Consider the following 20,125-nt stretch of genomic DNA (forward strand, 5'->3'; position numbering starts at 1 on the left):
AAGGCTGACCATGACGTTTCATCTCGAACACCACGACCCCGCCACCTACCGCCGGCTCTCGCGCCTGGTGGGCCTGGCCATGGCCGGCCAGCTGATCGTCTTTGGCCTGCTGTTCTCGCAGCTGCTCATCGCGGCCTTCGGCGCCAGCTTCTGGCTCAACGCCCTGGGCGTGCTGGTGGGGCTGGCCGCCACCAGCCTGGTGTTCGCCGTGCTTCGGCAACGCCCCTGGATGTCCGGCATCCGCTATGTCTGGCGCCTCAAGCACCACCTGGCTCGGGTGAGCGCCCACCTGCCGGCCCTGCGCCGGGGCATGGGGGAGGGCGACGATTCCGCGCTGGCGGTGCTGGCCTTCTACCATCAGGGCATGGCCCAGCTGTCGGAGCTCGAGGGGCGCACCCTCGACGACGATGCCGAGCTCCTGGCCGAGCGCGAGGTGGTCCGGCACGCCCGTCGGGAGAATGGGCTGCCGGAGCGCGTCGAGGGCCTCGACCCCGGGGACCTGGGCGCCTTTCGCAAGGGCTGACAGCCGTCGGGCCGGGGCCTCGGAGTGGTCACCCGGTGGCCGGGTGTCGCCGTCTCTGCCCGCAATAAGGCCCCCGCCAGTGGCGGGGGCCTTTTCGGTGCGGCGACGCGGGGTCAGGCCCGGGTGGCATAGGCGAAGAGCAGGGTCTCCTGGGCGCTGATCGGCGCGGCCTTGCCGGGCTTCTGCTTGACGTAGAGGCCGTCGCTGCCCAGCAGCCAGCTCTGGCAGTTGTCCACCAGGTAGGTCTCGAGGTCCTTGCGGACCCGGGCGGCCAGCTTCCTGTCCAGCAGCGGAAAGCAGGTCTCCACCCGGTGGAACATGTTGCGGGCCATGAAGTCGGCGCTGGAGCCCCAGGTCTCGGGCTTGCCGTCGTTGTGGAAGTGGAAGACCCGGGTGTGCTCGAGGAAGCGCCCGATGACCGAGCGCACCCGGATATTCTCGGAGATCCCCGGCAGACCCGGCCGCAGGCAGCACATGCCGCGGATGATCAGGTCGCACTCCACCCCGGCCCGGGAGGCCCGGTAGAGGGCCTGGATCAGCCTGGGCTCGGTCAGGGCGTTGCACTTGATGATCAGGTGGGCGGGCCGGCCCTGCCGGGCATGCTCGGCCTCGCGGTCGATTCGGGCCACCATCTGCTCGTGCAGGGTGAAGGGCGCATGCAGCAGCTTCTCGATGTGCCGGGCGCGGCCCATGCCCGTGAGCTGCTGGAAGACCTTGTGCACGTCGGCACACAGCACCGGGTCGGCCGTGAGCAGGCTGTAGTCGGTGTAGCGCCGGGCGGTCCTCGAGTGGTAGTTGCCGGTGCCCAGGTGGGCGTAATGGCGCAGCTTGCCCCGCTCGCGACGAACGATATGCATCATCTTGGCATGGGTCTTGTAGGCCATCACCCCGTAGATGACGATGGCGCCGGCCTCCTGGAGGCGCGAGGCCAGCGCCAGGTTGTCGGCCTCGTCGAAGCGCGCCCGCAGCTCGATCACCACCGTGACCTCCTTGCCGTTGCCGGCGGCCTCCACCAGGGCATTGACGATGGGGGAGTCGGCGCCGGTGCGGTAGAGGGTCTGCTTGATGGCCAGCACGTCCGGGTCCCGGGCGGCCTCCCCGAGCATCTGCTCCACCGGCGAGAAGGACTGGAAGGGGTGGTGGAGCAGAATGTCGCCCTCGGCAATGGCGGCCAGCACGCTGTCGGCCTTGCGCAGCGACTTGGGCAGGCCGGGCGTGAAGGGCCGGTAGAGCAGCTCGGGACGCTCCACGTCATCGAGCACCGACATCATGCGGGTCAGGTTCACCGGACCGTCGACCCGGTAGAGGTCGGCCTGGTCGAGCTGGAACTGCCGCAGCAGGAAGTCGGCGAGCTCGTCGGGGCAGTTGTCGGCCACCTCCAGCCGGACTCCGCTCCCGTAGCGCCGCGACAGCAGCTCGCCGCGCAGGGCCGTGGCGAGGTCGGAGACGTCCTCCGGGTCCACGGACAGGTCGGCATTGCGGGTCAGGCGGAACTGGTAGCAGCCGAGCACCGTCATGCCGGGGAAGACCTCCTCGGCGTGGGCATGGATCATCGACGACAGGAAGACGTACTCGCCGACCTCCGCCTCGCAGAGCTCGGGGGGCAGGGCGATCACCCTGGGCAGCGAACGCGGCGCCGGCAGGATGGCCAGGCCCCCCTCGCGGCCGAAGGCATCCTTGCCCTCCAGCTGGACGATGAAGTTGAGGCTCTTGTTGACCAGTCGCGGGAAGGGGTGGGACGGGTCCAGGCCGATGGGGCTGATCACCGGCATGATCTCGCTCTCGAAGTAGTCCTGCACCCAGGCACGCTGGGCGTCGGTCCAGTCCCCGCGGCGGCGAAAGCGCAGCCGCTGGGCCTCCAGGGCGGGGATCAGCACCTCGTTGAGGATGCGGTACTGCCGGGCCACCTGCTCATGGGCGACCCGGGAGATCTCGGCGAGCACCGAGCGGGGCGAGCGTCCGTCCGGGCCGGTGGACTCGTCGCCGAGCAGCACCTGGTGCTTCAGGCCGGCCACCCGGATCTCGAAGAACTCGTCCATGTTGGACGAGAAGATCAGCAGGAACATCAGCCGGTTGAGCAGCGGGTGGGCCTCGTCGAGGGCCTGCTCCAGCACCCGGAGGTTGAACTGCAGGTGCGAGAGCTCCCGGTTGAAGTAGAGGCCGGGGTCGGCGAGGTCGGCCTCCGGGTCCGGCAGGGCCTTGGGCTTGATGCCGGTGCGGGTCTGGTTCAGTCGCGGGGCGGGAGGCTCGGGAAGCTCGCCGCCCTGCGCCGGGGAGGCCGTGTCGTGCTGCGGGGAGGGATCGCGCGTCTCTTCCATGGGATGTCCCTGTCGTCGGGCGGAAGGGGGCGTCCCTCCCGGCGGCTATCGGGCGAGCAGTCGGGCGGCCCGCTTGGCGAAGTAGGTGAGCACGCCGTCGGCGCCGGCGCGCTTGAAGCAGAGCAGCGACTCGAGGATGACCTCGTCGGCCTCCAGCCAGCCGTTCTCGAAGGCGGCCATGTGCATGGCGTACTCGCCGCTCACCTGGTAGGCGAAGGTGGGCACCTTCAGCTCCTCCTTCACCCGGCGGACCACGTCCAGGTAGGGCATGCCGGGCTTGATCATCACCATGTCGGCGCCCTCGGCCAGGTCCAGGGCCACCTCGTGGAGCGCCTCGTCACCATTGCCCGGGTCCATCTGGTAGGTGGTCTTGTCCGCCTTGCCCAGGTTGCCGGCGGAGCCCACGGCGTCACGGAAGGGGCCGTAGTAGCGCGAGGCATACTTGGCGCTATAGGCCATGATCCGGGTGTTGACCAGTTGCTCCTGCTCCAGCACCTGGCGGATCGACCCGATCCGCCCGTCCATCATGTCCGAGGGGGCCACCACGTCGGCGCCGGCCTCGGCATGGGAGAGCGCCTGCTTGAGCAGGGTCTCCACGGTGCGGTCGTTGTGCACATAGCCGGCCTGGTCGAGGATCCCGTCCTGGCCATGGCTGGTGTAGGGGTCCAGCGCCACGTCGGTGATGATGCCGAGCTCGGGGAGGGCCTCCTTGAGGGCCCGCACGCTGCGCTGCACCAGGCCGTTGGCGTTGAAGGCCTCCTCGGCCAGCTCGGTCTTCAGCTCCGTGCCGACGACGGGGAACAGCGCCAGGGCCGGAATGCCGAGCTCGACGGCCTCGCGGGCCTCCTCGATCAACAGGTCGATCGACAGCCGCTCCACGCCGGGCATGGAGGGCACCGCCTCGCGCTGGCCCTCGCCCTCCAGCACGAAGACCGGCCAGATCAGGTCGGCGGCGGTCAAGGTATGCTCGCGCATCAGGCGGCGCGAGAAGTCGTCGCGGCGCATGCGGCGCAGGCGGGAGGTCGGGAACTGGCGTGTGGTCATGAAACTCAAGGCGTCTCTCCGCAAGTGGGAATCTGGGCCGCCATGGTGCAATGATGGCGACGGGGAATGACGGCTGAATGACAGCAGGAGCGAATGTCTCGGAGTATATCAGTGTCGACACGTGTCGAAAGCCGTACCTTGTCGCACCCCAACCGACTCTCTAAAGTGAAGGCTCTGTGATTTCAGGGCCTGGCTTCGACAGGCGCCTACCTTCAAGGAGAAAGGCATGAGCAAACAGGTGGCGGTCATCCTCTCGGGGTGCGGGGTGCAGGACGGGTCCGAGATCTACGAGACCACCCTGACCCTGCTGCGCCTCGACCAGCTTGGGCTGGGCTATCGGTGCTTCGCCCCCGACATCGCGCAGCACCATGTCGTCGATCATCGCCTGGGTGAGGTGGCCGAGGGGGAGACCCGCAACGTGCTGACCGAGTCGGCACGTCTGGCCCGCGGCGAGATCTCGCCCCTGGACGAGCTCGACGCCGACGAGTTCGACGCGGTGATCCTCCCCGGCGGCTTTGGGGTCGCCAAGAACCTCTCGGACTTCGCCTCGGCGGGTGCCGGCATGCAGGTGATCGATGCCCTGACCGAGGCGCTGGCCGGCTTCCACGCGGCGCGCAAGCCGATCGGCCTGATGTGCATCAGCCCGGTGCTGGTGCCGCGCCTGCTCGGCCCGGGCATCGCCGTGACCGTGGGCAGCGACCCCGGCGTCTCCGGGGCGATCAGCGCCATGGGCGGCCTGCACCGCAGCTGCGGGGTGGAGGACATCGTTCTGGACTTCGAGAACCGGGTGGTGACCACCCCGGCCTACATGCTGGCGACCCGCATCAGCGAGGCCGCCACCGGCATCTTCAAGCTGGTCGATCGCATCGACGAGCTGATGGATCTGTAAGCGCCGAGCTACAAGCGCCGAGACAAAGCAGACCCGAGGTCATGACCTCGGGTCTGCTTTTGCGGAGGTGGATCTCATTCTGCTTGGCCGCTCGGCGCTATGCCTCCTCGTCCTCCTCGTCCTTCTCCCGCTTGCGGCGCACCAGGCGGCCGAACAGCAGGCCCACCTCGTAGAGCAGGTACATGGGCACCGCCAGCAGGCTCTGGGAGACCACGTCCGGCGGGGTGAGCAGCATGCCGATGACGAAGCAGCCCAGCACCACGTAGGGACGCTTCTTCGACAGGCTCTCCACCGTGGTGGCGCCCGAGAGGACCAGCAGGAAGGTGGCGATGGGGATCTCGAAGGCCACCCCGAAGGCGAAGAACAGCTTGAGGACGAAGTTCAGGTACTGGTTGATGTCGGTCATCACCGCCACGTTCTCCGGCCCGGTCTGGGTGAAGAACTGGAACAGCAGCGGGAAGACCACATAGTAGGCGAAGGCGGCGCCGCCGTAGAACAGCGCCACGCTGGAGGCCAGGATCGGCAGGGCCAATGCCTTCTCGTTGTCGTAGAGCCCCGGGGCCACGAAGGCCCAGGCCTGGTGCAGCACATAGGGGACGGCGGCGAAGACCGCCACCACCAGGGTCAGCTTGAAGGGCGCCAGGAAGGGTGAGGCCACCTCGGTGGCGATCATCTGCGAGCCTTCCGGCAGCAGCGCCATCAGCGGCTGGGCGACGAACGAGTAGATGTCGTTGGCGAAGGCATAGAGCCCGAGGAAGATCACCAGGATCGCGATCACCGCTCGCATCAGCCGCGAACGCAGCTCGATGAGGTGCTCGATCAGCGGGGCCTGGTTGTGTTCCTGGGGGTCACCGGTGTTGCTCATCGGGAGGCGGGGTCCTTGTCGGCGGAAGAGTCTTCCGTGTGGGCCTGGCGGTCGGCGTCGTCGCTCCCCGTGCGAGCATTCGCGAGGGCGTCATCGAGGCGCTTCTCGGCGGGCGCAGGCGCCGGCTTGTCGGCACCGCCACCCCCCGAGGTGGACGAGGGCGTGCCGTCGTCCTTCTCGGCGATGCTCTCCACGCCGCGCTTGACCTGCTGGACACCGTCATCGAGCTTCTTCTGCTGCTCGTTGAGCTTCTGGCGCAGCTCCTCGGCCTCGAGCTGCGCACTGATCTCGCGCTGCATGCCCGAGACGGTGCGCTTGATCTTGCCGATCCACAGCCCCAGGGTGCGCGCCGCCTTGGGCAGGCGCTCGGGACCGAGCACCAGCAGGCCCACCACGCCGATGAGCATCAGTTCGAGAAAGCCCATATCGAACATGGCGGGTTACTTGCGCTCTTCCGGGTCCTTGGCGTTCTGCTCGGCCTTGACGTCGTAGGTGTTGACCTCGTCGTCATGGCTGACCCGAGCCTGGGGGTCGTCCGCCTTCTCGTCCTCGCCCTTGTCCTCGTCGTGCATGGCCTTCTTGAAGCCCTTGACGGCCCCGCCGAGGTCACCGCCGACATTGCGCAGCTTCTTGGTGCCGAAGATCAGGATGATGATGCCCAGAACGATCAGCAGCTGCCAGATACTGATACCGCCTAACATAGTTGCTTCCTCAGGTTGGGGTTCCGGGAGGGGCCGGAACGACCGATTACGCTATTGCTGTTGTTGCTCCCTGGCGGCCTTCTCGTCGTGACCGGAGACGCCGAAGCGTCGGGCCAGCTCGTCGAGCACCATCCGGTGGTCGAGGCCGAGATGCGAGAGCATCACCAGGCTATGAAACCACAGGTCGGCCGTTTCGGCGATCAACGCTTGCTGCGCCGCCTCATCGCCGTGCTCGGCGTCCTTGGCCGCCAGCAGGGTTTCGGTGGCTTCCTCGCCGACCTTCTCGAGTATCTTGTTCAGGCCCCGGTGATGCAAGGCGGCCACGTAGGAACTGTCGGGATCCGCCTCACGGCGCTGCTCGAGGACGGCGTGAAGACGGTCGAGGGTATCGCTCATGGATGAAGGTTCCGTTGCAGGGAGTGAAAGACCCGGCCGTGGATCAATGCCAGGCCACCAGCAGCACGCCGAGGCCGGCAGCGACCAGCACCGGCCAGGGCTGGCCCGCCGCCCACTGGGACAGCGGCTGCCAGGCCAGGGCGGCGACCACCATCAGCAGGCCCAGCCGGAGCCGCCGCTGGCGGCCCCCCTGGCGCGCCAGCTGGCGCGAGATGTCGCCCATGGCGTCGACCTGGCGTCGGCGCTGGCGGTGCTCCTGCTCGGCGCGCGTCAGGGCCTGGTGGGCGAGCACCGGCAGTTCCGGCAGGTGGCGAGTGAGCTCCGGCGCCTGGCGCTTGAGGGAGTCCAGCAGGCCACGGGCGCCGGCCCGTTCCTTCATCCAGCGCTCCAGGTAGGGCTTGGCCGTGCTCCAGAGGTCCAGGTCGGGGTAGAGCTGCCGGCCCAGCCCCTCGATGTTGAGCAGGGTCTTCTGCAGCAGCACCAGCTGGGGCTGCACCTCCATGTTGAAGCGTCGTGCGGTCTGGAAGAGGCCCAGCAGCACCTGGCCGAAGGAGATGTCCTTGAGCGGCTTCTCGAGGATCGGCTCGCACACCGTGCGGATCGCCGCGGCGAACTCGTTGGCCCGGGTCTCTTCCCCCACCCAGCCGGACTCGATGTGCAGGGCGGCCACCTCGTAGTAGTCCTGATGGAAGAAGGCCAGCAGGTTGCGCGCCAGGTAGTCCTGGTCCTCGCGGGTCAGGCTGCCGACGATGCCGCAGTCGATGGCGATGTACTGGGGATCGTGGGGGTGCTCGTAGGAGACGAAGATGTTGCCCGGATGCATGTCGGCATGGAAGAAGTTGTCACGGAACACCTGGGTGAAGAAGATCTCCACGCCCCGCTCGGCCAGCTTCTTGAGGTCGGTGCCCTGGGCGATGAGCGCCGCGGAATCGGCCACCGGGACCCCGTAGATCCGCTCCTGCACCATCACCCGGCGGTGGGTCAGCTCCCAGTGGATGGCCGGCACGTAGAGCAGCGGCGAGCCCTTGAAGTTGCGCTTGAGCTGGGAGGTGTTGGCGGCCTCCTTGGTGAGGTCGAGCTCGTCGAAGAGGGTACCCTCGTAGTCGCGGACCACCTCCACGGGACGCAGCCGCCGCGCCTCGGGAATGCGGGCCAGCACGCTGGCGAGGCGGTACATCAGCGCCATGTCCTGGCGCATCACCCTTTCGATGCCCGGGCGGATGACCTTGACCACCACGGCCTCCCCGCTGTGCAGCCGCGCGGCATGCACCTGGGCGACGGAGGCCGAGGCCAGGGGCTCCGGCTCGAAGCTGGCGAAGGCATCCTCCAGCGACATGGCGAGCGCCTCCTCGACCAGCGCCATGGCCTGGTGGCCGGGGAAGGGCGGCACCTGGTCCTGGAGGCGCTGGAGCTCGTCGGCGATGTCCTCGGGCAGCAGGTCGCGCCGGGTCGACAGCATCTGGCCGAACTTGACGAAGATCGGCCCCAGGGACTCCAGGGCAAGGCGCAGGCGTTCGCCCCGGGAGCGCTCGCCGATCGGTACCAGGCGCAGCGGCGAGACCGTGAACAGGGCGCGCAGCCACCAGGGCAGCCGGGCCAGGGGCAGCAGGGTGTCGAGCCGGAAGCGGGTGATCACCCAGACGATGCGCGCGAGCCGCAGGATCATGGGGCCGTCTCCGCCGCGGCCAGTCGGCGGCGCAGCCGTGCCAGTCGAGCCTCGACACGGTCGGTGGCGATCTCCACCTCGGTCATGTGATCGCGCAGCGCCTCGAGCTGGTGGCGACCCGGCAGCAGGCGAGCCTCCTCGAAGACGTACTCGCCGACGTCGGCGCACAGCTCCTGCCGGGTGCGCAGGCCCCAGCGGGAGAGGCTGCGCAGCCCCTCGGCCAGGCTGTGGGCCGGGATGTCGCCGAGCCAGCGGGCAAGCTCGCCTTCCCAGTCCAGGTCGAGGTCGAGCAGCAGGTCCCGGGTCGCTTCCAGCAGGTGGGTCCGCCCGCGCACGGCGAGCTTGCCCTGGAACATCAGGCGCTCGAGGGAGGCGCCCCCGAGCAGTTCACCGAGGGTCTCGGCATCCAGCTCGACGACCGCGTCGTATCCCTCCTCGGCGGTGTCCTCGGGGTGCAGCAGGTCGAGACCCGCCGGATGGAAGTGGATGGCCAGCGCCAGGGCGGGCCGCTCCAGACGCAGCAGGATACGGTGGCCGGCCAGCCGGGCCAGGCGCGACGGCGCCGCCGGATCCCGGGCGAGCAGGGCATTCAGGGTGCGTTCGAGGCCGGCCAGCAGCAGGGTGGGAGACAACGACATCATGCCCTCACAGCTTGATGCCGCGATGCAGGGCGACGATGCCCCCGGTGAGGTTGGTGTACTCGACCCGCTCGAGCCCGGCGGCCTCCATCATCGCCTTGAGGGTCTCCTGGTCGGGGTGCATGCGGATCGACTCGGCCAGGTAGCGATAGCTGTCGCCGTCGCTGGCCACCAGCTCGCCGATCTTCGGCAGCAGCCGGAAGGAGTACTCGTCATAGGCCCTGGAGAACAGGGGGTTGCCCGGCTTGGAGAACTCGAGCACCAGCAGCCGTCCGCCCGGCTTGAGGACCCGGGTCATGGAGCGCAGGGCGGCATCCTTGTCGGTGACGTTGCGCAGGCCGAAGGCAATGGTGATGCAGTCGAAGCTGTTGTCGGGGAAGGGCAGGCATTCCGCGTTGGCCTGCACGTACTCGACGTTGCCGCCGACCCCGCGGTCGAGCAGCTTGTCGCGTCCGACCCGCAGCATGGACTCGTTGATGTCGGCCAGGACCACCCGGCCGCGGGGGCCTACCATGCGCGAGAACTTGAGGGTCAGGTCGCCGGTGCCGCCGGCGATGTCGAGCACGCTGTGGCCGGGACGCACGCCGGAACGCTCGATGGTCAGGCGTTTCCACAGGCGATGGATTCCCATCGACATCAGGTCGTTCATGATGTCGTAGCGGGCCGCCACCGAATCGAAGACATGGGCCACGCGGGAGGCCTTCTCCTCGACCGGGACTTCCTGATAGCCGAAGTGGGTGGTGTGCTTGTCACTGGCGCTCATGCCGTGGGGCTCCCGAATCGCTGCGGTGGGGTGAGGCCTGGCGGCCTCGCCGATGGGCGCCATTGTAGCCCTCCCCGATGGCGATTGTCTTGACGGAGGCGGCCCCTGATGGAGAGACAAGCGGCACCGGGGGCAGGTCGTAGCGGAGGTCATTCGCCATGGATGGCGAATGTAGCCCCCAAGGATGGGTTCACAGCGCCTCAGTGACGGTCCGGCGCTCCGGGGCCTGCCGCCGGATCAGCCCCGAGAGAAAGGTGGCCTTGGCCTCAAAGCTGCTTGATCTCGATGCCCAGCGGCTCCCGGGAGGCGCCTGCCTCCTCGAGCCGGCGCAGGTAGTCTGCCCAGTTGGCCTCGCGGCGCCGGATCAAGTCGTGGAGGTAGTCCCAACTGTAGAGGCCGCTGTCGTGGCCATCGTCGAAATGCAGCTTGAGGGCGTACCGGCCGGCCTGGGTGATGTTCTTCAGGCCCACGTCCTTCTTGCCGACCTGCAGGGTGGCGGAATCGGGACCATGGCCGCGAACCTCGGCGGAAGGGGAGAAGACGCGCAGGTACTCCACCGAGAGCCGGTAGGACTCCCCGTCGGCGTAGGTGAGCTCGAGCTCGCGCTCCTTGCGGTGGTAGTGCACCTTGGTGGGAATCGGGGTTGTCATGATGAGGCTCCACAGCAGCGTTGGCGGTGAGCGGCTGTCCCGGGAACCGCTCGTGGCGGAGGCGCTGTGAACCCATCCCTGGGTGCTACATTTGCCATCCTTGGCAAATGACCTCCTCGACGAGCGGTTCCCGGCGCCGCGCTACCCGTTGGCCCTCAGCTCAGGGTCGGGCTTACAGGATATACCGCGACAGGTCCTCGTCCATCGCCAGCTCGCCGAGCTGGGAATCCACATAGGCCGCGTCGATCGACAGCGGGCTGCCGAAGTCACCGCCCAGGTAGGAGGCCTCCTCGAGCAGGCGCTCCATCACCGTGTGCAGGCGGCGGGCGCCGATGTTCTCGGTCCCCTCGTTGACCTTCCAGGCGATCTCGGCGATCCGCGCGATGCCGTCCTCGGTGAAGGCGACCTCGAGCCCCTCGGTAGCCAGCAGCGCCTGGTACTGCTTGGTCAGGGCGGCGGAGGGCTCGGTGAGGATGCGCTGGAAGTCGTCCGGTGTCAGAGCGTTGAGCTCGACGCGGATCGGCAGGCGGCCCTGCAGCTCGGGGATCAGGTCCGAGGGACGCGACAGGTGGAAGGCCCCGGAGGCGATGAACAGGATGTGGTCGGTCTTCACCATGCCGTACTTGGTGGAGACTGTGGAGCCCTCGATCAGCGGCAGCAGGTCGCGCTGCACGCCTTCCCGGGACACCTCGCCGCCGCTGGACTGGCCGCTGCCCTTGGAGACCTTGTCGATCTCGTCGAGGAAGACGATGCCGTTCTGCTCCACCGCCTCGATGGCCCGGCTCTTGATGTCGTCCTCGTTGACCAGCTTGCCGGCCTCCTCGTCGCGCAGCAGGCCGAAGGCGTCCTTCACCGTGACCCGGCGGGTCTCGCTCTTCTGCTTGCCCATGCCGGCGAACAGGTTCTGCAGCTGGCTGGTCATCTCCTCCATGCCCGGCGGGGTGGTGATGTCCACGCCCGGGCCCTGGGGGGTGACCTCGATGTCGATCTCCTTGTCGTCGAGCTGCCCCTCGCGCAGCTTCTTGCGGAACAGCTGGCGGGTCGAGCTGTCCTGGCGCGGCTCGTTCTCCTGGCCGCGGGGCGGCGGCAGCAGGGCATCGAGGATGCGCTCCTCGGCGGCGTCCTCGGCGCGATGGCCGACCTCCGCCTTGGCCTGCTCGCGCACCAGCTTGATGGCCGCCTCGGTCAGGTCGCGGATGATCGACTCGACATCGCGGCCCACGTAGCCCACCTCGGTGAACTTGGTGGCCTCCACCTTGATGAAGGGGGCGCCGGCCAGCTTGGCCAGGCGGCGGGCGATCTCGGTCTTGCCCACGCCGGTGGGGCCGATCATCAGGATGTTCTTGGGCGTCACCTCGTGGCGCAGCTCGCCGTCGAGCTGCATGCGGCGCCAGCGGTTGCGCAGAGCCACGGCCACGGCGCGCTTGGCGTCCTGCTGGCCGACGATGTACTGGTCCAGGGCGTGGACGATCTCGCGGGGGGTCATCCGGGTCATGGTCAGAGCTCTTCCAGGGTGACGTTGTGGTTGGTGAACACGCAGATGTCGCCGGCGATGGCCAGGGACTTCTCGGTGATATCGCGGGCGGAGAGGTCGGTGTTATCCAGCAGGGCGCGGGCGGCGGAGAGGGCGTAGTTGCCGCCGGAGCCGATGGCGATGATGCCGCGCTCGGGCTCCACCACGTCGCCGTTGCCGGTGATGATCAGCGAGGCGTCCTTGTTGGCCACGGCGAGCAGGGCCTCGAGGCGACGCAGGGCCCGGTCGGTGCGCCAGTCCTTGGCCAGCTCCACGGCGGCCTTGACCAGGTTGCCCTGATACTTCTCGAGCTGCGCCTCGAAGCGCTCGAAGAGGGTGAAGGCGTCGGCGGTACCGCCGGCGAAGCCGGCCAGCACCTGGCCGTGGTAGAGACGACGCACCTTGCTGGCGTTGCCCTTCATCACGGTGTTGCCGAGCGAGACCTGGCCGTCACCGGCCAGCGCCACATGGTCACCGCGGCGCACGGAAACGATCGTGGTCATGGAGGGGACTCCTTGGGGGAGGGAAAAGCTCCCGATGACTGGCGGCGCCCCGGGCAGGCCGGGACGCCGGGATGAACTCAGGAAGAGAAGTGCGGGCGGGGAGCGCGGAATTCAACCTGGCTCGTGCCCCCTCGGGTGGGGCGGGTCAGTTCTGCAGCTGGATCAGCAGCGGCTCGATGCCCTGGGTGGTCATCAGGTCCTGGGCGCGGTTGAGCTCGCGCCGGTCGCTGTAGGGCCCGACCTGGACGCGATGCCAGGTATCGCCGCCGCCGGCCTTGACCTCGCTGATCTTGGCGATCAGGCCGAAGTCCCGCAGTCGGCCGGCGAGCCGGTTGGCATCGCTGGCCTCGCGGAAGGAGGCGGCCTGCAGCATGAAACGGGTGTCGGCGTCCGACGAGGCCTGTTGGGGCGTTTCCTGCGTCCCCTTCTCGGCCTCCAGGTTGGCCGCGATCACCCGGGCGATGGGGTCGTCGCCGCCGGTCGGCTCGGCCGGTGCGGGGCGCTCCGGCGGAGTTGCCGTGGAGGCCGGCACCTTGCCGCCCGGGGCGATCACCTCGGACTCCGGCAGCAGGGTGTAGAACTCGAAGGTCGGCATCGGCGGCGCCTCGGGCTCGTCGGACGGCTGGCCTTCCGCGGATGGCTGGCTGCGCTCCGGCTTGGTCAGCACCTTGGCCAGCGGCGAGTCGCTCCCCTCCTGCCAGGGAGCGACGCCCTGCTGGTGCTGGGCCAGCAGGAAGCCCGCCACCAGGCCGACCAGTCCCCACAGCCACCCCGGGATACCGCGGCGCGGCGGCGGTGCGGAACGACGGCGCGGGCTGCTGGTGGCGCCGCGCTTCTTCGCTGGTGGCTTCCGGGTGGCCATGGCTTACATCTCCTCGGGCGCGCCGACACCCATCAGGTCGAGGCCGTTGCGCAGCACCTGGCGGGTGGCCAGGCCCAGCGCCAAGCGGGCGTTGCGCTGGGCGTCGTCGTCGACCATCACCTTCACCGCGTTGTAGCAGGTATGGAAGTCGGCGGCGAGGTCGAGCAGGTACTGGGCGATCTGCTGCGGCTCGTGAGCCTCGGCGGCATGCTGGACCACTTCCGGGTAGCGGGCCAGGCGGTTGAGCACCGCCTTCTCCTGGTCGCTGTCGAGCAGGGCGAGCTGCGACATGGCCAGGGCATGGTCGAAGGCCCGGTCCTCGGCCTCGGCCTTGCGCAGCATGCTGCAGACCCGGGCGTGGGCGTACTGCACGTAGTAGACCGGATTGTCGTTGGACTGGGAGCGGGCCAGGTCGATGTCGAAGGTGAGCTGGGAGTCGGCGCGCCGGGCGGCCAGGAAGAAGCGGGTGGCGTCGCGACCCACCTCGTCGATCAGGTCGCGCACCGTGACGTAGCTGCCGGCACGCTTGGAGAGCTTCACCTCGACCCCGGAGCGGGTGACCATCACCATCTGATGCAGCACGTAGTCGGGCCAGCCTGCCGGGATGCCGGCCTCCAGGGCCTGGAGCCCGGCGCGCACCCGGGTCACGGTGGAGTGGTGGTCGGCGCCCTGCTCGTTGATTACCGTCGCGAAGCCGCGCTCCCACTTGTCGAGGTGGTAGGCGACATCGGGCAGGAAGTAGGTGTACTGGCCGTCGCTCTTGCGCATCACCCGGTCCTTGTCGTCGCCGAAGTCGGTGGTGCGCAGCCACAGGGCGCCGTCCTGCTCGTAGGTATGGCCCTTCTCGATCAGCCGCTTGACCGTGGCCTCGACCTTGCCCTGCTCGTAGAGCGAGGACTCAAGGAAATAGACGTCGAACTCGACGCCGAAGGCCTTGAGGTCAAGGTCCTGTTCGCGGCGCAGGTAGGCCACGGCGAAGTCGCGGATGGCCTCGAGGTCGTCCGGGTCGCCCGCGGCCGTGACGTGGCGGTCGTCGGCGTGGACGGTCTCGCCGGCCAGGTAGGCGTTGGCCACGTCGATGATGTAGCCGCCGCGGTAGCCGTCCTCGGGCCAGCCCTCGTCGCCGGGGTCGATGCCCTGGACCCGGGCCTGGACCGACCGCGCCAGGTTGGTGATCTGGGCGCCGGCGTCGTTGTAGTAGAACTCGCGGGTCACGTCATGGCCGGTGGCCTCCAGCAGCCGGCAGATGCTGTCCCCGATCGCCGCCCCGCGGCCATGGCCGACGTGCAGCGGCCCGGTGGGGTTGGCGGAGACGAACTCCACCTGCACCTGCCGGCCCTGGCCGGTCAGGTTTCGGCCGAAGGCATCGCCGGCGTCGAGCACCTGGCGGACCACCTGGGCGGCGGCGTCGGTGGCGGCGAAGAAGTTGACGAAGCCGGGGCCCGCGATCTCCACCTTCTGCACGGCGTCACTCTCCGGCAGTGCCGCGACCAGCGTCTCTGCCAGCTCGCGGGGCTTCCTTCCGGCCGGCTTCGCCAGCATCAGCGCGAGGTTGGTGGCGTAGTCGCCGTGAGCCTTGTCCCGGGTCGGCTCGACCTTGATGGCGGGGGCGAGGTCGGCGGGCAGGACGCCCTGCTGCCGGAGGTGGTCCAGGGCGCCCTCGAGCAGCGCGATGATGGTCTCTTTCATGGATGTTCCGGTGTCCTGTTGCGTGGGCGGTGCGGGCGACCGCCGGGCGAGTCTGGGGCGCCATTATCGGCAATCGGCGCCGGGCTTTAAAGGTGTGGCATCAGGCCAGGGTCTGCGGGTCGATGTCCAGCGACCATCTCACCCGTCGGGCCTCGGGGCGGCCCTCCAGCCAGGCGATCAGCCAGGCCCCGGCCTCGTGGAGTCGGCTGCGGCGGTCGGCGGCCAGCATCAGCTGCAGGTGGTAGCGGTTCTGGCGCCGCTCCATGGGGGCCGGGACCGGCCCGAGACAGTCCACCTCCAGGTCCCGCTCGCCGAGCCAGTCTCGCAGGGCCTGGGATGCCAGGCGGCCCAGTTCGGCCACCGCCTCCTCGCGGGGCGCCTCCAACCGCAGCAGGGCCAGGAAGCGGAAGGGCGGCAGGCGGGCCGCGCGGCGCTCCTCCAGCAGCTGCTCGGCCAGGGCATCGTAGCCGCTGTCGGCCAGCAGGCGCAGGTGCGGGTCATCGGTGTGCAGCGTCTGCACCAGCACCCGGCCGGGATGGGCGGCGCGGCCGGCTCGCCCGGCCACCTGCTCGAGCAGCTGGGCACTGTGCTCCATGGCACGGAAGTCACTGGCATAGAGGCCGGCGTCGGCGTTGATCACCACCACCAGGGTGACGTGGGGCAGGTGGTGGCCCTTGGCCAGCATCTGGGTGCCCACCAGCAGGCAGGGGTCGCCACGGCGGACCTCGGCCAGCACCTGCTCCAGGGCGTCGCGGCGCCGTGTGCTGTCGCGGTCGATGCGATGGACGGGCGTCTCGGGGAAGAGGCTCGCCAGGGTCTCCTCGGTGCGCTCGGTGCCGCTGCCCAGCGGGCGCAGGTCGATGCTGCCGCACTCCGGGCAGGCATCGGGCAGGGCGCGGCGGCGGTCGCAGTGGTGGCAGGCCAGCAGCGGCGGCTGGCGGTGCAGGGTCATGCGGGCGTCGCAGTGGTCGCACTCGGCCAGCCAGCCGCAGGCGTGGCAGGCCAGGGTGGGGGCGAAGCCGCGTCGGTTGATGAAGACCAGCACCTGGTGGCCGGCGGCCAGCGTCTCGCGGATCGTCTCGATCACCGGCGGAATCAGGCCGCCCTGGCGGTGGCGGCCGCGCAGGTCGACGAGCTCGAGGCGTGCCGGGGCATGGCGACTGGCGCGGCGGGTCAGGTGCAGGTGGCGGTAGTCGCCCTTCAGGGCGCGCTGGAGGCTCTCCAGCGACGGAGTGGCGCTGCCCAGCAGCAGCGGGATGCGGTGGCGGTGGGCGCGGGCCACGGCGAGGTCGCGGGCGTGGTAGCGCAGCCCGTCCTGCTGCTTGAAGGAGCCGTCATGCTCCTCGTCGACGATGATCACCCCGGGACGGGCCAGGGGGGTGAAGATCGCCGAGCGGGTCCCGATGACGATGGGGGCCCGGCCGCTGGCGGCCGCCTCCCAGGCGTCGAGACGCTCGTGGTCGGTGAGCCCGGAGTGCAACGCCACCACCGGCACCCGGAAGCGGCTGCGGAAGCGGGCCAGGGTCTGGGGGGTCAGGCCGATCTCGGGGACCAGCACCAGGGCCTGGCGGTGGCGGGCGATGACCGCCTCGATGAGCTGCAGGTAGACCTCGGTCTTGCCGCTGCCGGTGACCCCGTGGAGCAGACAGGGATGGAAGTCTTCGAGCCGTTCGTGCAGCGTGCCGAGCACCGCGGCCTGCTCGCGGTTGAGGGGCAGGGCGGGCTCTGCCAGCAAGGAATCGCCCTCGTCCGTGGACGTGGCGGCGAGCGGTTCCTCGTGGCGCTCGACCAGGCCCTTGTCGACCAGCGCGCGCAGCTGCTCGCGGGTGAACGACTGGGCGAGGACCGCCTGGCTGACCAGGCCGTGGGGGTGCTGGCGCAGCATGGCCAGCAGCTCGGCCTGGCGGGGCGCCCGGCTGAGGCCCGGCGGGGCATCCTGCCGGCCGGCCTCGGTCACGCACCAGCGCTCCCGGGTGCGGGCCTCCAGGGCGCGCCCCTGGCGCAGCAGCACGGGCATGGCCTGGTGCAGGGTGTCGCCGAGGGCGTGCTGGTAGTAGCGCGCCGTGAAGCGGCACAGCCAGAGCCAGTCCGCCGGCAGCGGCGCCTCGTCGAGGCAGGCGTCCACCGGCTTGAGGCCCGAGAGCGGCAGCTCGCTGGCGTCGCGGCACTCCGCCACCACGCCGACGACCTGGCGGCGGCCGAAGGGCACCTGCACCCGCAGCCCCGGCTGCCAGCCGCCGGGGGGCGTCTCGCGGCAGGGGCGATAGTCGAAAAGGCGCCGCAGCGGCGACGGCACGGCGACGCCCAGCACGCGGGGCACGGGCGGGTGGGGGGAATCGGGCAATTGGCCTCCGGCGTCGGCTCTGCTAGAATGCTCCGCCGCTGCGGACACCACTGGGTGCCTGGCGGCAACCGGTTCGCATGTACAGACAACCCGTATGCGGTGCCTGGCAGAAGATCAGGTGGCGGCATACAGCTTCGTGAGGCTCAAGATGAAACAAGGTATCCACCCGGATTACAAGACGGTCAGCGTGACCTGCTCCTGCGGCGCCACCTTCGAGGTCGGCTCCACCTCGGGCCATGACTTCTCCCTGGACGTCTGCTCGCAGTGCCATCCCTTCTATACCGGCAAGCAGAAGCAGGCGACCACCGGCGGTCGCGTCGAGCGCTTCAACAAGCGCTTCGGTGCTGCCATCAAGCGCTGAGCCGACCGGCACACCGCATCGTCGAGAAACCCGCCCACCGAGGCGGGTTTCTTTATGCTCGGCCGCCGGAGCTCCTGTTGAACCGACGGCCACGAGGATAAGCAAAGCGTTATGGCTGACGGGATCAGCCATAAGTGACGGCAAATGAGCGGCAACGTCTTCAAACGAGCGTACAACAGGGGAGATGTCTGGCGAGTTGAGCGCGACGGGGTTTTTGTATACGCTGGCTGACCTCCCACAGTTCACCGGATTCCCTCAGCATGATTGACGCGAAGAAGCAGGCGGCGCTGGACTACCACGCGAAACCTTTCCCCGGAAAGCTCTCGGTGGAGCTCACCAAGCCCACCGCCAGCGCCCGGGACCTGTCCCTGGCCTACAGCCCCGGCGTGGCGGAGCCGGTTCGCGAGATTGCCAATGACCCGGAAAACGCCTACCTCTACACCGGCAAGGGCAACCTGGTGGCGGTGATCTCCGACGGCAGTGCCATCCTGGGCCTCGGCAACCTCGGGCCCCTGGCGAGCAAGCCCGTGATGGAGGGCAAGGGCGTGCTGTTCAAGCGCTTCGCCGGCATCAACTCGGTGGACATCGAGGTCAATGCCGAGAGCCCGCAGGCCTTCATCGATACCGTGGCGCGCATCGCCGACACCTGGGGGGGCATCAACCTCGAGGACATCAAGGCGCCCGAGTGCTTCGAGATCGAGCAGGCACTGGTCGAGCAGTGCAGTATCCCGGTCTTCCATGACGACCAGCACGGCACCGCCATCGTCACGGCCGCGGGCATGCTCAATGCCCTGGACATCGCCGGCAAGTCGCTGGACAGCGCCCGCATCGTTTGCCTCGGCGCCGGTGCGGCGGCCATAGCCTGCATGAAGTTGCTGGTCTCCTGTGGCGCCCATCCCGAGAACATCGTGATGCTCGACCGCAAGGGGGTGATCCACAGCGGTCGCGAGGACCTGAACCAGTACAAGGCGATGTTCGCCGTGGAGACCGACAAGCGGACCCTGGCGGATGCCATCGAGGGCGCCGACGTCTTCGTGGGGCTCTCCGGTCCGGGGCTGATGAGTGCCGACCATATCCGCAGCATGGCCCCCAATCCCGTGGTCTTCGCCTGCACCAATCCGGATCCGGAGATCCACCCGGACCTGGCCCGTGAGACCCGTCCGGACGTGATCATGGCCACCGGCCGCTCCGACTATCCCAACCAGGTCAATAACGTGCTGGGCTTCCCCTTCATCTTCCGCGGCGCCCTCGATGTGCGCGCCACCCGCATCAACGAGGAGATGAAGGTGGCCGCCGTCCATGCGCTGAAGGACCTGGCCCGTGAGCCGGTGCCCCGCGAGGTGCTGGAGGCCTACGAGATGGACGAGATGACCTTCGGGCCGAACTACATCATCCCCACGCCGGTGGACATCCGCCTGCTGGAGCGGGTCCCGGCGGCCGTGGCCCAGGCGGCGGTGGACTCCGGGGTGGCGCGCAAGCCCTATCCCTCCCACTATCCGCTGATGTCCGTGGAGGACGTCTACGGGGGCTGACCCCCGGAGACCCTGCACGCTGCATGACGACGCCGGCCCTCGGGCCGGCGTCGTTGTCTGTGCCCACTAGGGGCGTGGTGGGGCTACCAGTTGTAGAGCAGGGAGGCCGACGTGGTGTGGTCGGTGCGGGCCTCGGCTTCCTCCGGCGGACGCGAGGTGTCCTTGATCTCGTGGGAAAGCTTCAGGGCCAGGTGCGCGTTGAGCCGGGCGGTGAGCGATGTCAGCGAGCGCGAGGTGGTGTTGTCGTCGGTGGCTTCCACCGAGAGCTCCTGCTCCAGGCTGGCGGTCTCCGAGAAGGTCCATTCGTAGGCCAGTGCCCCGTAGGCGACGCCCAGGGAGGCGTCCTCCTTGCCCTCGATGCGGTCGAAACGGTAGCCCGGCCCCGCCTCCAGGGAGAGGCGGTGATGCTCATTGTCGAGCAGGTCGCGGCCATAGCCGCCGATGGTGGTGAACTGCTGGTCGTAGCCGCTGAAGCGATCCCGGTCCCAGCGGGCGAAGCCGAACACGTAGTGGGGGCCCTCGAGATCATAGCGCTCACGGCCGGCCACCAGGTACTGCTCGGCGCTGGTGTCCCCGTCGCGCGAGACGTTGCGCACCTCGCCGCGCAGGGTGTGGGTCCAGTCACCCGTCAGCCAGGTGAGCCGGCCCTTGGCGATCAGAGTCTGGCTGTCGGTGTTGCCGGACAGGTTGGTGTAACCCAACTCGGCGCTGCCGCTTAGGCCCTCGCGGTGCTCCTCGGGGGGCGGCGGCGCGTAGAAGGGGCTGGCCTGAGCGCTCCCGGCGATCGTCAGCAGGCCCATGAGGGCCGTCCATCGCGGCATGGCCAGTCGTGTCGATGCATGCGGCATGGTGGGTCTTCCCGGTGTGC

At 69.0% G+C, this 20,125-nt stretch carries 20 protein-coding genes; 4 read left to right on the forward strand and 16 right to left on the reverse strand.

The genetic code is table 11. The features are described from left to right. The first annotated feature begins 10 nt into the window (after positions 1 to 10). Positions 11 to 523, forward strand: coding sequence for a DUF3087 family protein (locus BOX17_RS10140; RefSeq protein WP_071944210.1), 513 nt, complete (start codon positions 11 to 13; stop codon positions 521 to 523). 113 nt (positions 524 to 636) lie between these two features. Here the strand turns inward: BOX17_RS10140 and ppk1 are convergent, their stop codons facing one another. After that, positions 637 to 2,841, reverse strand: coding sequence for a polyphosphate kinase 1 (gene ppk1, locus BOX17_RS10145; protein WP_071944212.1), 2,205 nt, complete (start codon positions 2,839 to 2,841; stop codon positions 637 to 639). Between the two features lie 45 nt (positions 2,842 to 2,886). Beyond that, positions 2,887 to 3,885: a porphobilinogen synthase gene (gene hemB / locus BOX17_RS10150; protein ID WP_425268710.1), complete on the reverse strand. Its 999-nt coding sequence runs from the start codon at positions 3,883 to 3,885 to the stop codon at positions 2,887 to 2,889. A 226-nt stretch (positions 3,886 to 4,111) separates the two neighbouring features. Here hemB and elbB point away from each other — a divergent pair, with 226 nt between their 5' ends. Then, a complete protein-coding gene (elbB, locus tag BOX17_RS10155; protein ID WP_071944216.1) occupies positions 4,112 to 4,774 on the forward strand; it encodes an isoprenoid biosynthesis glyoxalase ElbB in 663 nt (220 codons plus the stop codon). Positions 4,775 to 4,871: 97 nt separating this feature from the next. Here elbB and tatC read toward each other — a convergent pair whose 3' ends face one another. From tatC to BOX17_RS10220, 13 genes are all read right to left on the reverse strand, one after another. After that, positions 4,872 to 5,639, reverse strand: coding sequence for a twin-arginine translocase subunit TatC (gene tatC / locus BOX17_RS10160; protein WP_071944218.1), 768 nt, complete (start codon positions 5,637 to 5,639; stop codon positions 4,872 to 4,874). After that, positions 5,636 to 6,073, reverse strand: a complete 438-nt coding sequence (gene tatB / locus BOX17_RS10165; protein ID WP_071944220.1) for a Sec-independent protein translocase protein TatB — start codon at positions 6,071 to 6,073, stop codon at positions 5,636 to 5,638. The genes tatC and tatB overlap by 4 nt, the downstream gene beginning before the upstream one ends. A 6-nt stretch (positions 6,074 to 6,079) precedes the next feature. Further along, positions 6,080 to 6,340, reverse strand: a complete 261-nt coding sequence (gene tatA, locus BOX17_RS10170; RefSeq protein ID WP_071944222.1) for a Sec-independent protein translocase subunit TatA — start codon at positions 6,338 to 6,340, stop codon at positions 6,080 to 6,082. Between the two features lie 51 nt (positions 6,341 to 6,391). Then, the gene (locus tag BOX17_RS10175; RefSeq protein WP_071944224.1) at positions 6,392 to 6,736 is read right to left on the reverse strand and encodes a phosphoribosyl-ATP diphosphatase; all 345 of its coding nucleotides are present in this window, start codon (positions 6,734 to 6,736) and stop codon (positions 6,392 to 6,394) included. Positions 6,737 to 6,779: 43 nt separating this feature from the next. After that, positions 6,780 to 8,402 (reverse strand): ubiquinone biosynthesis regulatory protein kinase UbiB, encoded by a 1,623-nt coding sequence (gene ubiB / locus BOX17_RS10180; protein WP_071944226.1) that lies wholly within the window; start codon positions 8,400 to 8,402, stop codon positions 6,780 to 6,782. Then, positions 8,399 to 9,040: a ubiquinone biosynthesis accessory factor UbiJ gene (locus BOX17_RS10185; RefSeq protein WP_071944228.1), complete on the reverse strand. Its 642-nt coding sequence runs from the start codon at positions 9,038 to 9,040 to the stop codon at positions 8,399 to 8,401. The genes ubiB and BOX17_RS10185 overlap by 4 nt, the downstream gene beginning before the upstream one ends. A 7-nt stretch (positions 9,041 to 9,047) precedes the next feature. Beyond that, on the reverse strand, positions 9,048 to 9,803 hold the full coding sequence (gene ubiE / locus BOX17_RS10190) for a bifunctional demethylmenaquinone methyltransferase/2-methoxy-6-polyprenyl-1,4-benzoquinol methylase UbiE (protein WP_071944230.1): 756 nt from the start codon (positions 9,801 to 9,803) through the stop codon (positions 9,048 to 9,050). 266 nt (positions 9,804 to 10,069) lie between these two features. After that, the gene (locus BOX17_RS10195) at positions 10,070 to 10,453 is read right to left on the reverse strand and encodes a gamma-butyrobetaine hydroxylase family protein (protein ID WP_071944232.1); all 384 of its coding nucleotides are present in this window, start codon (positions 10,451 to 10,453) and stop codon (positions 10,070 to 10,072) included. Between the two features lie 172 nt (positions 10,454 to 10,625). Beyond that, positions 10,626 to 11,948 carry an ATP-dependent protease ATPase subunit HslU gene (gene hslU, locus BOX17_RS10200; protein ID WP_071944234.1) on the reverse strand — a complete coding sequence of 441 codons (1,323 nt, stop codon included), beginning with the start codon at positions 11,946 to 11,948 and terminating at the stop codon, positions 10,626 to 10,628. 2 nt (positions 11,949 to 11,950) lie between these two features. Further along, positions 11,951 to 12,469, reverse strand: coding sequence for an ATP-dependent protease subunit HslV (hslV, locus tag BOX17_RS10205; protein WP_071944236.1), 519 nt, complete (start codon positions 12,467 to 12,469; stop codon positions 11,951 to 11,953). A 145-nt stretch (positions 12,470 to 12,614) separates the two neighbouring features. Continuing rightward, positions 12,615 to 13,331, reverse strand: a complete 717-nt coding sequence (locus BOX17_RS10210) for an SPOR domain-containing protein (RefSeq protein ID WP_071944238.1) — start codon at positions 13,329 to 13,331, stop codon at positions 12,615 to 12,617. A gap of 3 nt (positions 13,332 to 13,334) precedes the next feature. Next, on the reverse strand, positions 13,335 to 15,020 hold the full coding sequence (gene argS, locus BOX17_RS10215; protein ID WP_071944240.1) for an arginine--tRNA ligase: 1,686 nt from the start codon (positions 15,018 to 15,020) through the stop codon (positions 13,335 to 13,337). A 100-nt stretch (positions 15,021 to 15,120) separates the two neighbouring features. Next, the gene (locus BOX17_RS10220) at positions 15,121 to 17,364 is read right to left on the reverse strand and encodes a primosomal protein N' (protein ID WP_071944242.1); all 2,244 of its coding nucleotides are present in this window, start codon (positions 17,362 to 17,364) and stop codon (positions 15,121 to 15,123) included. 148 nt (positions 17,365 to 17,512) lie between these two features. On the opposite strand from BOX17_RS10220, the gene rpmE reads away from it, so the two are divergent. Further along, complete coding sequence (rpmE, locus tag BOX17_RS10225; protein WP_071946815.1) at positions 17,513 to 17,725, forward strand: 50S ribosomal protein L31; 213 nt, start codon at positions 17,513 to 17,515, stop codon at positions 17,723 to 17,725. Between the two features lie 260 nt (positions 17,726 to 17,985). Beyond that, the gene (locus tag BOX17_RS10230; RefSeq protein ID WP_071944244.1) at positions 17,986 to 19,257 is read left to right on the forward strand and encodes a malic enzyme-like NAD(P)-binding protein; all 1,272 of its coding nucleotides are present in this window, start codon (positions 17,986 to 17,988) and stop codon (positions 19,255 to 19,257) included. Positions 19,258 to 19,340: 83 nt separating this feature from the next. Here BOX17_RS10230 and BOX17_RS10235 read toward each other — a convergent pair whose 3' ends face one another. Beyond that, positions 19,341 to 20,057, reverse strand: a complete 717-nt coding sequence (locus BOX17_RS10235) for a DUF481 domain-containing protein (RefSeq protein WP_341853279.1) — start codon at positions 20,055 to 20,057, stop codon at positions 19,341 to 19,343. Positions 20,058 to 20,125: the final 68 nt, after the last annotated feature.

The organism is Halomonas aestuarii (assembly GCF_001886615.1).
In the GTDB taxonomy this organism is placed as follows: Bacteria; Pseudomonadota; Gammaproteobacteria; order Pseudomonadales; family Halomonadaceae; genus Halomonas; species Halomonas aestuarii.